A 12,847-nucleotide genomic window follows, 5' to 3' on the forward strand; every position below is an offset into this window, starting at 1 on the left:
GAATAAAAAATGAAGGAATATTTAGTAAAACCAAATTATAATTTTTCTGCTGAAGTTGATATACCAGGTTCTAAATCTATAACTAGTAGAGCTTTAATATTAGCCTCTCTTTCTGAAAATCCAGTAATCTTAAAAAACCCACTTTTTAGTGATGATACTCTACATATGATCGAGTGCTTAATTAAATTAGGAAATAAAATTATGATTTCTGATGATAAACGTTTCATAAAAATAATCGGTAACAAAAAAAGAGAATTTGGAAAGAAAACTCTATATGTAGGAAATGCTGGTACTGTTATGAGGTTTTTATTAGCCTATATTGCAACTGGTACTGGAGAAGTGGTTTTAGAAGGTTCTTCTAGAATGAATTTAAGACCTATACAAGAACTTGCAGATAGTTTAAGAGATCTTGGAATAAAAATTGAATATCTTAAAGCATCTGGGTTTCCTCCTTTAAGAATTATTTCAACTAAAACTAAAAAAAGTGTTGTAAAAGTTTCTGGAGCTAATAGTAGTCAATACCTTTCTGCTATATTACTTGCAGCTACTTGCTATAATCATGACACTGAAATTATCACTACAAATAAAATTATTTCAAAATCCTATGTGGATACAACAATAAATATGATTGAAGATTTTGGAGCTCATGTTGAAAAAACTGAAAATGGATATTTTATAAAAAAAGGTAAATATAACAATGTTAAGGGCTATGTTATAGAAGGGGATATGTCTTCTGCTTCTTACTTCCTAGCTGCTGCTCTTATTACTAACAGTACAATAAAATTAAATAATTTTTTTGAAGATAGTATACAAGGGGATTCTAGAATTTTAAATATATTGCAAGACATTGGATTAGAAGTAATTGACAGGGATGATAATTCTGTAACTGTTAAAGGTTGTGAAGCTTATCCTGGGTTCTCTTTGGATTTAAATTCAACACCTGATTTAGTTCCAACCCTTGCCACTGTTGCTCTTTTTGCAAATACTCCATCAGAAATCTATAATGTAGCTAATCTTAGAATTAAAGAATCTGATAGATTATTCTCAATAAGAACTGAAATTAAAAATATAAACGGTAGTGCCACTGAATTTAAAGATGGTTTAAAAATAATTCCAAAGGAGACTAAAAATTATACAGGATGCTCTATTGAAACTTATAACGATCATAGAATAGCTATGAGTTTCACCCTTGCAGGACTAAGAATTCCTGATATTATCATAACAAATGCAACTTGTGTTAACAAAACATTCCCTGCATTTTTTAAGGTATTTGAAAATTTATATACTGGAGGAGTAAATGAATAAATTTTTTATTATTTGTATTTGCTTGTTCTCCTTTGGGTCTTCCTTTGCCAGTGAACAACTGTCTAAGGAAGATGTTGAAATACTAAAACTTGAAAAGCAAATAAAATTATTAAATAATAAAATAAAAATATTGAAAAAAACAAAAGAAATAAAAAATGTTAAAACCAATGCTAAGATAGCTTTAGTTTTAAGTGGTGGGGGAGCTAAAGGTTTTGCACATATAGGAGCTTTAAAGGTTTTAGAAAAAAATAATATTAAAATTGATTACATAGTTGGTTCTAGTATTGGAGCTATTATTGGTTCCATGTACTCAATAGGCTATACCCCTGATGAAATTGAAAATTACCTATTGAACTTTGATTGGAACGATTCCTTTAACAAGGACAATCCAAATAGAACTGACATTCCCCTAGAGGAAAGACTAGCTAATAATAAATATGCTTTTTCTTTAAAATATGATTCAGATTTTAATTTTTCTTTTCCTAAAAGTTTAAAAAATAGTCAAAAAAACTATCTTCAGTTAAAGAAAATATTTAAAAGAGTTAACAATATTACAGATTTTGATAAACTACCTATTCCAATTAGAATAGTTGCTACAAATTTAGATACAGGAAATACCACAGCCTTTAAAAAGGGAGATTTAGCAAAGGTAGTTTTAGCTAGTACAGCTATTCCATCAATATTTCCTTCTGTTAATATTGACGGCTATCACTATGTGGATAGTCTTGTTACTAGAAATTTTCCTGTGGAAAATGCTATTGAAATGGGAGCTACTAAGATAATTGGTGTTAATGTTGGAGCTTATATTAGCAAAAAAAACAGAGATAAATACAATATTGTTACTACAGCAGAACAGATATTATCTATTCAAAGTGCTGCTAGTACAGATTTTCAAAAAAAATTAGCCACTATTTTAATAGAGCCAAATCTTGAAAATTATTCTAGTATTGACTATAAAGAGGCTAAAAAAATTGAAGAACTTGGAATTGAAGCTACTGAAAAAAAACTTGAAGCTTTAAATCTTCTTCCTAAGAAAACAAAAGAAAAAGTTGTAATTAAAACTAATTCTATAGTAGTTAAAAAATCCTATATACACGGAATTACCAATCCTTATAAAACAGCTATCATTAATAACATTTTATTAGCATATAAGGATAGGGATATTAATACTTCAGATTTAAATAGATTGTCAATGAGACTCTATGGTCTTGACTTTGTTGATAAGGTATTTTATTCTATGGATAAAAATACTCTTAATTTATATATTGAAGAAAGTCCCAGTAACACACTTGGTATTGCCTTTAATTATAGAAGTAATTACTATACACAGTTGAAAATAGCCACTGATTTAAAATCCTTTGGTAAATTTGGATCTAATTCAAATATTTATTTAAAGGGAGGAGACTATTTAGGTGTAGGAATTAGAAACTTATTTTACTATGGTCTTAATAATAAATTTGGACTTAGTGTTGGATTAAGTTATGATGAGTCCCCTTTATTTCTATATAACAACAATCAAAGGGAAGCTACATTTAAAAACAGTACTATTAATTTTGATATGAATGTTAATACACATTTAAAAAATGAGATTTTAGTTTCCTATGGAATTTCCATGAAAAATAAAAAACTATCCACAAGTGTAGGTAGTTACGATTATGATGATACACTTAATTCAAATGTAAAAAATTATGGTCAAGGATATTTGAAATTTCTTTGGGATAAAGCAGATGCTATTTATTATCCTAAAAAAGGATTCATTGGTACTGCTAACTATTTTTGGGGCGGGGCCTTTGAAAAAACTTCTTCAGAATTTTTTGGTAGTACTTTAAATATGGATAATTTTATTCCAGTAACTAAAAAGATTTCAATTTTATCTTCCCTTTCAATATCTAAAATTGAGGGAACAAATATTCCAATTGACGAATATTTAAAACTTGGAGGAAATTTCAGCAATGTAAATAAAAAAGAATTCTCCTTTGCAGGTTTTGCTCCTCAAGAAAAACTTTTGGAAGATTTAGTTTTATTTAAATTAGGAATACAATATGAACTTATTTCAAATTTATATCTTACTGGAGAATACAATATCACCACTTTTAAAGAATATAACTATTCATCTGAAAGTTCAGAGAATGTAAATGAACTGTGGGATGACTATCTTCAAGGATTTGGAGTTAGTTTAGGTTATTTGTCCCCTGTTGGGCCTATTAGCCTTTCAATTTCTCACAATGATGAAAGAAAAGAATTTATATACCAATTAAGTCTTGGATATATTATAGATTAAAAAAAAAGAGGAAATTTCCTCTTTTTTTAATTTGCAACATAATCATTTAAGTGATTATCTTTCCTTTTTAATTGAACCACTGGAGTATACATATCATTTAAAAAATCCAATATTTTATCAGATATATTTATTGTTTTCCCTGTTAATATTGCTTCAACTGGAAAAACTGTATCATTTGGAAAGTTAATATAAATAGCAGTTACTAAATCTTCATTGATTTCGTCTATATATTCCCTTTGATTTTTCCTTAATTTAATTATTTCTTTTTTTAATTCTGAATCCTTTATCTTTTTATAATCTAAATTAAAAACATCTATTTTATATTTTTTTGATAAATTATTATAATCTTTTTTTATACTATTATTGTAACTTTTGGATTTATAATAGTTTTCCAATACATAGTCTGTATCAATAACTTTAAATAACTCTTTAGAATAACTTAGCGTCCCCATTAGAATCATAATAAAAAGTGTTAATTTTTTCATGTTCCCTCCTTCAATACAACTTATTATATAATATTTGAAAAAAATATGCTAGTGTAGTTTTTAATAAAAATTTAATAAAAAATCTTTCAATATAGCTAAAATTTGATATAATATATATGAAAACTAAAAGGAGAATAATAAATTGACTAAAAAAAGAATTTTAAAAATACCATTACTTATTATAAATGCTTTGTTATTTTTTATAGCTTTACATTTTAAAAATAGCTTTTTTGCTGTAAGTGCCCTTGTATTTTTCATATATTTTCTATGGCTTTTCCATAAGTGGAAGAAAATTAAAACAACTGACAATTTTAAATTAAAAACCCTAGCTAGTACTGATATTATTCTTTTTTTTATTTTAATCTTAGGCTTAAGATTAATTAAAATTCAAATAATTGATGTTGATAAATATAGAAAAGTTGTTAATGAACAAATAGAGGGATATTATGAGTTAAAAGGTAAAAGAGGAAAAATATTAGATAGAAATGGAACTGAATTGGCCTACAGTTTAAAAACCTACAATCTTTATTTAGATCCAAAAAGAGTGATTTCTAATCCACCTTCTAAAAAAGCAATTGGTGAAATTTTCGAAACTTTTAAAATTAATAAAAATTATAACTATTTTATGAAAACAGTTTTAAAGGATGGAAAAAATGGAAGAAGATACAAAAATATAACCAAAGGTCTAAATGAAAATGAAAAAATTAAATTGGATAAAATTTTAAAAAAATATAAAATTTATAGAAATGAAATTTTCATAAAAGAAAACAGTGTGAGAAAATATTATAATATTAATAATTACCAAGAAACAATTGGTAGGCTTGGATATTCCAATAAAAGTGGGAAATATATTGGAGTTTTTGGTTTGGAAAAATATTATAACAGCTATTTAAATGAAAAGAAAATTATTAAAAAAAGTATCTTTGCCAAAAATAGAAAACTGATTTTACCAATGGCCAAAGAGGAAATGAATATTAACTTAGATGGTAAAAGCTTATTTTTAACCATTGACAATGATATTCAATACATTCTAAATGATGAAATGAGAAAAAAATTTAAAGAAACAAAATCAGAAGAGGCCTATGCTATTATAATAAATCCAAACAATGGAGAAATTTTAGCCCTTTCTAATTTAAGAAAAAATATGAAGGTTCTAAGAAATGGTGTGTTTCAAAATCAACTTGAACCAGGGTCAATATTTAAACCAATAGTTATGTCTGCTGCTCTAAATGATGGATTTATAAATAAAAAAAGTAAGTTTGACATTAAAGATGGAAAAATAACTAAATATAATCACACTATTAAAGAGGCTAGTAGAAGCACAAAGGGAGTTTTAACTTTAAAAGAAATTCTAGCTAAATCTAGTAACGTAGCCATGGTAATGATTAGTGATCTATTTTCAAATGAAAAAATGGAAGAGTATTTAATCAATTATGGTCTTTATAATAAAACCAACGTTGATTTCCCCTTTGAAAAAAAACCTTATACCACTCCTAGTTATAAATGGGATGGGCTTAAGAAAAATACAATTGCCTTTGGACAAGGTGTTGCAGTAACCCCTGTTCAAATGGTCACTGCCTTTTCAGCAATTGTTAATGGTGGTACTTTGTATAGACCTTTTTTAGTTAAAAAAATTGTTGATGAAGATGGCATTGTTATTAGAAGAAACCTTCCTAAAGTTATAGGGCATCCTATAAGTGAAGAAACTTCAACTTATATGAGAGAATTATTAGAAAATGTTGTTAATAATGGTGGAGGAAAACATGCTAAATTAAATGGATATAGAATTGGTGGAAAAACTGGAACTGCTCAAATAAGTGGAGGTAAATCTGGATATATTAAGAAGGATTTTTTAACTTCCTTTGTTGGAGTTTTCCCTGCAAATAAGCCTGAATATGTTGCCTTTATAACCTTTTACAAACCTGAGGTTGAAAAGAAATATGGTGGTATTGTTGCTGCTCCTGTATTTAAAGAGGTAGTTAAAAGAATAACCATGAAGAAGGAAATTTTGTCTAACCAAATTGAAAAAATAAAAATCAACAAAACAAACTTTCCAAGTTTAATTGAACACAAAAAAATTGATATTGTTTCTATGCCTAATTTAAAAGGTCTTACAGCAAGGGAAGCAATTATTCTATTTGAAAGTAAAGACATTGATTTTGATATTAAAGGAACTGGATTAATTGAGGACTTTTATCCTAAAGAGGGAACTAACTTAAAAGATACTAAGACCATCCATTTAATATTAGGGGGTAAAAAGTGAAATACTATAATTTATATGTAGACGGTACCAATGATTTTTTTACCTATGTTGATGAAGATGAAACTTTTAAAATTGGTGATAGAGTTGCTGTTAACTTTAGAAATAAAGAAAGGGGAGCTATAATTATTAAAGAGGATATTAAAGATAAATTTCCCTTTAAGGTTCTCCCTATTAAAAGAAAATTGGAAAATGAAATTTCCTTTGATGAAAAATATATTGAACTACTTTTATGGATTAAAGACTATTACTTATGTACTTTTCAGCAGGTTTTTCTAGCTGCTCTTCCTGGTAATATTAAAATTCAATATTATGAATTTTATAGATTAGTTGAGCATTGTAACCTTATTTCCATTGAAAATAATATTTTAAAATATTTTAAAAAAAAGGAAATTGTTACTAAGGCTACTTTGAGAAAATATTTTAAAAATAATGAAGTTAATCTATTTATAGAAAAAAATGTGTTAGTAGTTAATCCTGAAAAAAAAATTTATTTTGATTTTAAAATAAATGAAAATAATTTAATTTTAAATGATGAAGAAAAAATTATTTATAATAGGCTTAAGGTTTATTTTTCTGATAAACTAAAAATTTCAAAGAAACATTTGGAAGGTAAGTTCTCTAAAAAAGAAATTGAGCAAGCTGTTAAAGAAAAAACCATAGAACTTTTAAAATTAATAAAAACAAGGGAAAATAGTGTAAGCAATATAGAAAAGAAAGATACTATTGAAGATGTTGTTTTAAATGATGAACAAAAAAAGGCTATTGAAGAAATTTCCAATTCTAAAGATTTATATTATTTAATCAAAGGAATAACAGGAAGTGGAAAAACTGAAATATATATAAAATTAGTTAGAGAAGCCCTACTTGAAAATTATGGAAGTATTTTCTTAGTTCCTGAAATTTCTTTAACCCCTCAAATGGTTAGTAGATTTCAAAGGGAATTTAACCAAGAAGTTGCTATTTTACACAGTAAATTAAGTGATAAGGAAAGGGAAGAGGAATGGCTATCTATAAATAAGGGAGATAAGAGAATTGTTTTAGGAGTTAGATCTGCAATCTTTGCCCCTGTTAAAAATTTAAAATATATAATAATTGATGAGGAGCACGAAGCTAGTTATAAACAAGATACAAACCCTAGATACAACGCTAAGTTAGTTGCCCTAAGAAGAGGATACATTGAAAAATGCAAGGTTATCCTAGGTTCTGCTACTCCATCTATTGAAAATTATTTTTATTCTAAAATTAAAAATTTTAAACTTATAACTTTGGAAAAAAGATATAATAACGCAACCCTTCCTGAAATTGAAATTGTTGATATGAAGGAAGAAGAGGATAATTTCTTTAGTAAAAAACTACTAAAAAATATAAAAGATACATTGATACGAGGGGAACAAGTGATCATCCTTTTAAATAGAAAGGGATATTCCACTATGATTCAATGTAAAGAATGTGGCCATGTGGAAGAATGTGAACACTGTTCTATTAAATTAAGTTACTATAATAGTACTAATAAATTAAAATGCAATTATTGCGGAAGGGAAAAAACATTTAGTGGAGTTTGCAGTAATTGTGGAAGTAAAAATTTAAATTTTGGTGGAAAGGGTACTGAACAAGTTGAAGAAAAATTAAAAGAATATTTTTCTGTGCCTATGATAAGGGTAGATTCTGAAAGTTCCAAAGAAAAAAATTTCTATAAAAAAACTTATTTTGATTTTTTAGATAAAAAATATGATATAATGATAGGTACGCAGATGATTGCTAAAGGGCTACATTTTCCCAATGTTACCCTAGTTGGAGTAATTAATTCTGATGTTATTTTAAGTTTTCCTGATTTTAGGGCCACTGAAAAAACCTATCAATTAATAACACAAGTTTCTGGAAGAGCTGGTAGAGGAAGTAAAAAGGGTAAGGTTGTTATTCAAACTTATCAGCCTGAAAACTATGTTATGGACAAAATAAAAAATAATGATTATGAGGGATTTTATAATGAAGAGATTGAAAGTAGAGAACTTCTAGAATACCCACCATTTTCAAAAATTATAAATATTGGAATATCCTCTAAGGATGAAAAAAATTTAGATATCATATCAAAAAAATTATATAATAAAATTAAAAGAGACTATGTGGAAATTTATGGTCCCAATAAAAGTTTAGTTTATAAAGTTAAAGATAGGTATCGACAAAATATTTTCGTTAAAGGAAAGAAAGAAGATATTACACATTTTAAATGTGAACTAAAGGTTATTCTAAAGGCCTTTGATAGTAAAGACTGTAGAATAATTGTGGATGTTGACCCTATAAATCTTATATAACAAAGGAGTGTTAAAAGTGATATACGAAATTAGAACTTATGGAGATCCATGCTTAATTGATTTAAATCAATTAGTTGTAGACGTTGATGATGAAACAAAAAAATTATTAGATGATATGCTAGAAACAATGTATGATACAAGTGGTGTTGGACTTGCTGCACCTCAAATTGGAGTTAATAAACAATTATTTGTAATTGATATTGGTAACGGCCCTAGAAAGGTTATTAATCCTGAAATCATTGAAATGTCTGATGACTGTAATGAATCTGATGAAGGATGTTTAAGTGTACCTGGAATTTATAAAAAAGTTAAAAGAGCCAATAGAATAAAAGTTAGATACTTAAATGAAAATAAAGAGATTGTGGAAGAGGAAATGGAAGGATTTTTAGCAAAGGCTTTCCAACATGAAAATGATCATTTAAATGGTGTTCTCTTTATTGAAAGAATCTCTCCAATATCTAGAAGAATGATATCTAAAAAATTACAACTTATGAAGAAAGCTAGAGTTAAAAACAGCACTAAAAAATAAATGCACAAGGGATGATAATCTATGAAAAATAATTATACTAAAATTTTAATTATATTAATATTTTGCGGTGTAAATTCAAGTTTTATTCCTAAAATACATAGAAGTTACATAAAAATACAAAAGTTAAATAAAAGTTTAGCCTGTTTAAAAAAAGAAAAAAGAGAACTTTTAGACTCTATAAATACATGTAATGATGATATTAAAAAATTGAAAATAGAATATTATAAAGAAGAAATAGCTAGGAATCAGCTTAAAATGGTTAAACCAGGAGAACAAATATACAAGGTTATTAAATAATTCAAGGAGGATATAGATTAATGAAGAGAGAATTAGCACTAGATTTTGCTAGAGTAACAGAAGCAGCAGCTTTAGCCGCTCAAAAATGGGTTGGAAGAGGGGATAAAAATTTAGCTGATGATGCAGCTGTCCAAGCTATGAGAAATGTTTTAAACAGATTGAAAATCGATGGGGAAATAGTTATAGGTGAAGGGGAAATTGATGAAGCTCCTATGCTATACATTGGTGAAAAAGTAGGTTTAAAATATAATTCAAAAAAAATAGAAGAATTTAGAGATGTTGACTTAGAACCAGTTGATATTGCTGTTGACCCTATTGAAGGAACTAGAATGACTGCTCTTGGACAACCAAATGCTGTTGCAGTACTTGCTGCAGCTCAAAAGGGACATTTCCTAAAAGCTCCAGATATGTACATGGAAAAAATAGTTGTTGGACCTGATGCAAAGGGGTGTATTGATATTGATGACTCTCTAGAAAATAATATTAGAAACGTAGCAAAGGCTCTTGGAAAAAATATAGAAGATTTAATGATAGCTGTTTTGGAAAAACCTAGACACAAAAAAATTATAGAAAGAATCAGAGATTTAGGGGCTAAAATGTATGTTTTCCCTGATGGAGACGTGGCAACTTCAATTTTAACTTGTATGGTTGATTCTGATGTTGATATGATGTATGGTATAGGAGGAGCTCCTGAAGGTGTAGTATCAGCTGCTGTTATAAGAGCTTTAGGTGGAGACATGCAAGCTAAACTTATCCTAAGAAGCGACGTTAAAGGTTCTGATGACAAGAATGATAAAATATCTGAAGATGAACTTAGAAGATGTACTGAAGCTGGAGTTGAAGTTAATAAAAAATTAATTTTAGAAGAACTTGTAAGTACTGATAAAATTGTTTTCTCTGGAACTGGAATTACTGATGGAGATTTATTAACTGGTGTAAAAAGAAAAGGAAATATTGCTAGAACTCAAACTTTATTAGTTAGAGGAAGCAGTAAAACTATAAGATATATCAACTCTATACATAACATTGAATTTAAAGATGAACATTTACAAGCGATTATAAAATAAAAATTTTAGGAGGGTATTCTATGTTATTTTATGAGGAACTAATAAAAAAAATTGATGGAAATATTGAAGCTCAAGGAAGAGAAAGATTTTTTCTTGAAGCAAACAAAACCTTAATTTGGCTAGGAACTGGAATACCATTTTTTATTATAGGTTTAATAGAATTATATATTTCTACTTTAAGTGAAACACCATCTACAAAAAATATGATTTTTGGAATAGTCCTATTATTTATAGGATTTAGACATATTAAAATGTATTTTAGTTATCATATAATATTGGATTTTAATAAAAATTCCCTAATTAGCAAAGGAATAAATGTATCCTTTTCAAATATAAAATCTTGTACTTTAAAAGAGCAATCTCTAGGTAAAAGAAATAGATTGCAAACAGTTTTAGATATTATTACAAAGGATAAAAAACAAATTATAATCCCATTAATGATGACTAAAAAAGTGAAATTTTTAAATTTACTAAAATCAAAATTAGGAAAATCTTTTGTAATTAAAGAAAGATAAGGGAGTGACTATGAGTATAACAATAACTATCATTATAGAAAATGAGAAAAAAATAAATTCTAATTTAGATAATGAGTTTGGATTATCATTATACATAGATGATGGAGAAATTCAACTTCTTTTGGATACTGGACAAACTGGTCTTTTCTTAAAAAATGCAGAAAAATTAAATGTTAATTTAAAGGATCTAAAAACTGTGGTTCTTAGTCACAGTCATTTTGATCATACTGGAGGATTAAAATCATTAATTGAAACAGTTAATAAAGATTTTAATCTATATATTAACCCTAATTTTTTCAAAGAAAAATATAAACTTGAAAATAATGTTGAAACCTTTATTGGTAATAATTTCAATAAAGAATATTTAATAGAAAATAATATAAATGTTGTGGAAATGAAAGAGGATACCTTAAAACTTTCTGAAAAAACAACATTATTTACAAACTTTAAAAATGTTACAAATTTTGAGCCTGATAATGAAAGATATATTTTAAAAAATAACAATGAAAATATTGTAGATAAAATGGAAGATGAAGTTGCAATAGGTATTGATACTTCAAAGGGATATTTAATTGTTTGCGGATGCTCCCATATAGGAATAGGAAACATTGTGGAAAAAATCAAAGAAAAAACTCATAAAAATATTTACGGAATAGTTGGAGGTCTTCATTTATCTAGAGCTAATTTAGATAGAATAAATAAAACCATTGATTATTTTAAAGAAAATAATATTAAATTTTTAGGTACATCCCATTGTACTGGAGCAAATTTTATAAATGAATTAAAAAAACAAAATTTAAATTATATTTCTAATAACACAGGAAATAAACTTATATTTGATTAGAGGGAAAATATGAAAAATGCATTTGAAAAATATAATATTACCATTCCTAAAATTAATATAACTGATTTTGATTTAGATGATATCTCTAAAATTTTAACCTATAGAATTGGAAAAATTATACCTATAGTTTTAAAAGATTTAGATGAAAACATTAATAGTGGTAATCAATTTAACATCCAAAAGATATCTCTAATATTTAAAGGTAAAAATGACAAAAGAGAAACTCATAAAATGAAAAACTATATTAGTGAACATTTGGAAAAATACAATGAGGATAATTTTAATTTGGAAATTATTTTGAAAAACATTTTAGAGGATATGATTCATAATATGCTTTATTATAATAAAGATACCCTAAGAAAAAATGAATTTTTTAATACTCTAAATAATCTAAATGGAGCTAAATATATTTTCACTGTGGGAGTTATTTGTATTGAAGAATATTTTTTAGAAAAGTATGGTTATATTAAAAATGGAAAATATTTAGAGCTTGTTCTTAGAGCTAAAAAAGAACTGAGAAAAGAAATAAAACTTATTTACAAAGGATTAAAGCAAGGAACTTATACTGAAGAGGAAATAAATTCAATGTTTCGAGCTTTAATTAAAACAAGAATAAAAACTTATATGGAAAATGATGACAAACTTGAAGAGGAAATAGATTTTGAAAAAGATCTTTATAAAATTTGTAATGATGAAAGTTTAGATAAATATATTTACAACATTATAAATAATTCTAGAGCCAAGGCAACTAGTCAACCTCGTTTATTTTCTCTATCATAAATACAAAAATCCTTCAGAAATATTTCTGAAGGATTTTTCTTTTTAAAATACACCTACTATATTTATAAACCATCCTTGAGAGTCATAATCATCTCTTCTTAAGTCATCATCAAACTTAGAAAAATTATATCCCACTCCTAATCTTAAATTTTCACTTATATATTTTTGA

At 26.6% G+C, this 12,847-nt stretch carries 11 protein-coding genes; 10 read left to right on the forward strand and 1 reads right to left on the reverse strand.

Annotated features, from left to right (window positions below):
* Positions 1–9 precede the first annotated feature (9 nt).
* Together aroA and GIL12_RS06220 are read left to right on the forward strand one after the other, a co-directional pair.
* Positions 10–1,305 (forward strand): 3-phosphoshikimate 1-carboxyvinyltransferase, encoded by a 1,296-nt coding sequence (gene aroA / locus GIL12_RS06215; RefSeq protein WP_163469636.1) that lies wholly within the window; start codon positions 10–12, stop codon positions 1,303–1,305.
* Positions 1,298–3,586, forward strand: coding sequence for a patatin-like phospholipase family protein (locus tag GIL12_RS06220; RefSeq protein WP_163469637.1), 2,289 nt, complete (start codon positions 1,298–1,300; stop codon positions 3,584–3,586). Before aroA ends, GIL12_RS06220 begins: the two co-directional genes overlap by 8 nt.
* A 26-nt stretch (positions 3,587–3,612) precedes the next feature.
* Here GIL12_RS06220 and GIL12_RS06225 read toward each other — a convergent pair whose 3' ends face one another.
* Positions 3,613–4,071 (reverse strand): hypothetical protein, encoded by a 459-nt coding sequence (locus GIL12_RS06225; RefSeq protein ID WP_163469638.1) that lies wholly within the window; start codon positions 4,069–4,071, stop codon positions 3,613–3,615.
* A gap of 142 nt (positions 4,072–4,213) precedes the next feature.
* Between GIL12_RS06225 and GIL12_RS06230 the strand changes: the two genes are divergently transcribed.
* The 8 genes from GIL12_RS06230 to GIL12_RS06265 are packed head-to-tail and all read left to right on the forward strand — an operon-like array spanning position 4,214 to position 12,678.
* Positions 4,214–6,334, forward strand: a complete 2,121-nt coding sequence (locus GIL12_RS06230; RefSeq protein ID WP_163469639.1) for a penicillin-binding transpeptidase domain-containing protein — start codon at positions 4,214–4,216, stop codon at positions 6,332–6,334.
* Positions 6,331–8,646, forward strand: a complete 2,316-nt coding sequence (gene priA / locus GIL12_RS06235) for a primosomal protein N' (protein ID WP_163469640.1) — start codon at positions 6,331–6,333, stop codon at positions 8,644–8,646. Before GIL12_RS06230 ends, priA begins: the two co-directional genes overlap by 4 nt.
* A 16-nt stretch (positions 8,647–8,662) precedes the next feature.
* On the forward strand, positions 8,663–9,175 hold the full coding sequence (gene def, locus GIL12_RS06240) for a peptide deformylase (protein WP_163469641.1): 513 nt from the start codon (positions 8,663–8,665) through the stop codon (positions 9,173–9,175).
* 21 nt (positions 9,176–9,196) lie between these two features.
* Complete coding sequence (locus GIL12_RS06245; RefSeq protein WP_163469642.1) at positions 9,197–9,472, forward strand: septum formation initiator family protein; 276 nt, start codon at positions 9,197–9,199, stop codon at positions 9,470–9,472.
* Between the two features lie 20 nt (positions 9,473–9,492).
* Positions 9,493–10,539: a class II fructose-bisphosphatase gene (gene glpX, locus GIL12_RS06250; RefSeq protein WP_163469643.1), complete on the forward strand. Its 1,047-nt coding sequence runs from the start codon at positions 9,493–9,495 to the stop codon at positions 10,537–10,539.
* Between the two features lie 20 nt (positions 10,540–10,559).
* On the forward strand, positions 10,560–11,054 hold the full coding sequence (locus GIL12_RS06255; protein WP_163469644.1) for a hypothetical protein: 495 nt from the start codon (positions 10,560–10,562) through the stop codon (positions 11,052–11,054).
* Positions 11,055–11,064: 10 nt separating this feature from the next.
* A complete protein-coding gene (locus GIL12_RS06260; protein ID WP_239056071.1) occupies positions 11,065–11,898 on the forward strand; it encodes an MBL fold metallo-hydrolase in 834 nt (277 codons plus the stop codon).
* A 9-nt stretch (positions 11,899–11,907) separates the two neighbouring features.
* Positions 11,908–12,678: a hypothetical protein gene (locus GIL12_RS06265; RefSeq protein WP_163469645.1), complete on the forward strand. Its 771-nt coding sequence runs from the start codon at positions 11,908–11,910 to the stop codon at positions 12,676–12,678.
* The last annotated feature ends 169 nt before the right edge of the window (positions 12,679–12,847 follow it).

Source organism: Fusobacterium sp. IOR10 (genome assembly GCF_010367435.1).
Lineage (GTDB): Bacteria > Fusobacteriota > Fusobacteriia > Fusobacteriales > Fusobacteriaceae > Fusobacterium_B.

Coding starts and splice junctions, on each gene's coding strand:
- aroA (WP_163469636.1), top strand. CDS start 10: ATGAAGGAATATTTAGTAAAACCAAATTATAATTTTTCTGCTGAAGTT.
- GIL12_RS06220 (WP_163469637.1), top strand. CDS start 1,298: ATGAATAAATTTTTTATTATTTGTATTTGCTTGTTCTCCTTTGGGTCT.
- GIL12_RS06225 (WP_163469638.1), bottom strand. CDS start 4,071: ATGAAAAAATTAACACTTTTTATTATGATTCTAATGGGGACGCTAAGT.
- GIL12_RS06245 (WP_163469642.1), top strand. CDS start 9,197: ATGAAAAATAATTATACTAAAATTTTAATTATATTAATATTTTGCGGT.
- glpX (WP_163469643.1), top strand. CDS start 9,493: ATGAAGAGAGAATTAGCACTAGATTTTGCTAGAGTAACAGAAGCAGCA.
- GIL12_RS06255 (WP_163469644.1), top strand. CDS start 10,560: ATGTTATTTTATGAGGAACTAATAAAAAAAATTGATGGAAATATTGAA.
- GIL12_RS06260 (WP_239056071.1), top strand. CDS start 11,065: ATGAGTATAACAATAACTATCATTATAGAAAATGAGAAAAAAATAAAT.
- GIL12_RS06265 (WP_163469645.1), top strand. CDS start 11,908: ATGAAAAATGCATTTGAAAAATATAATATTACCATTCCTAAAATTAAT.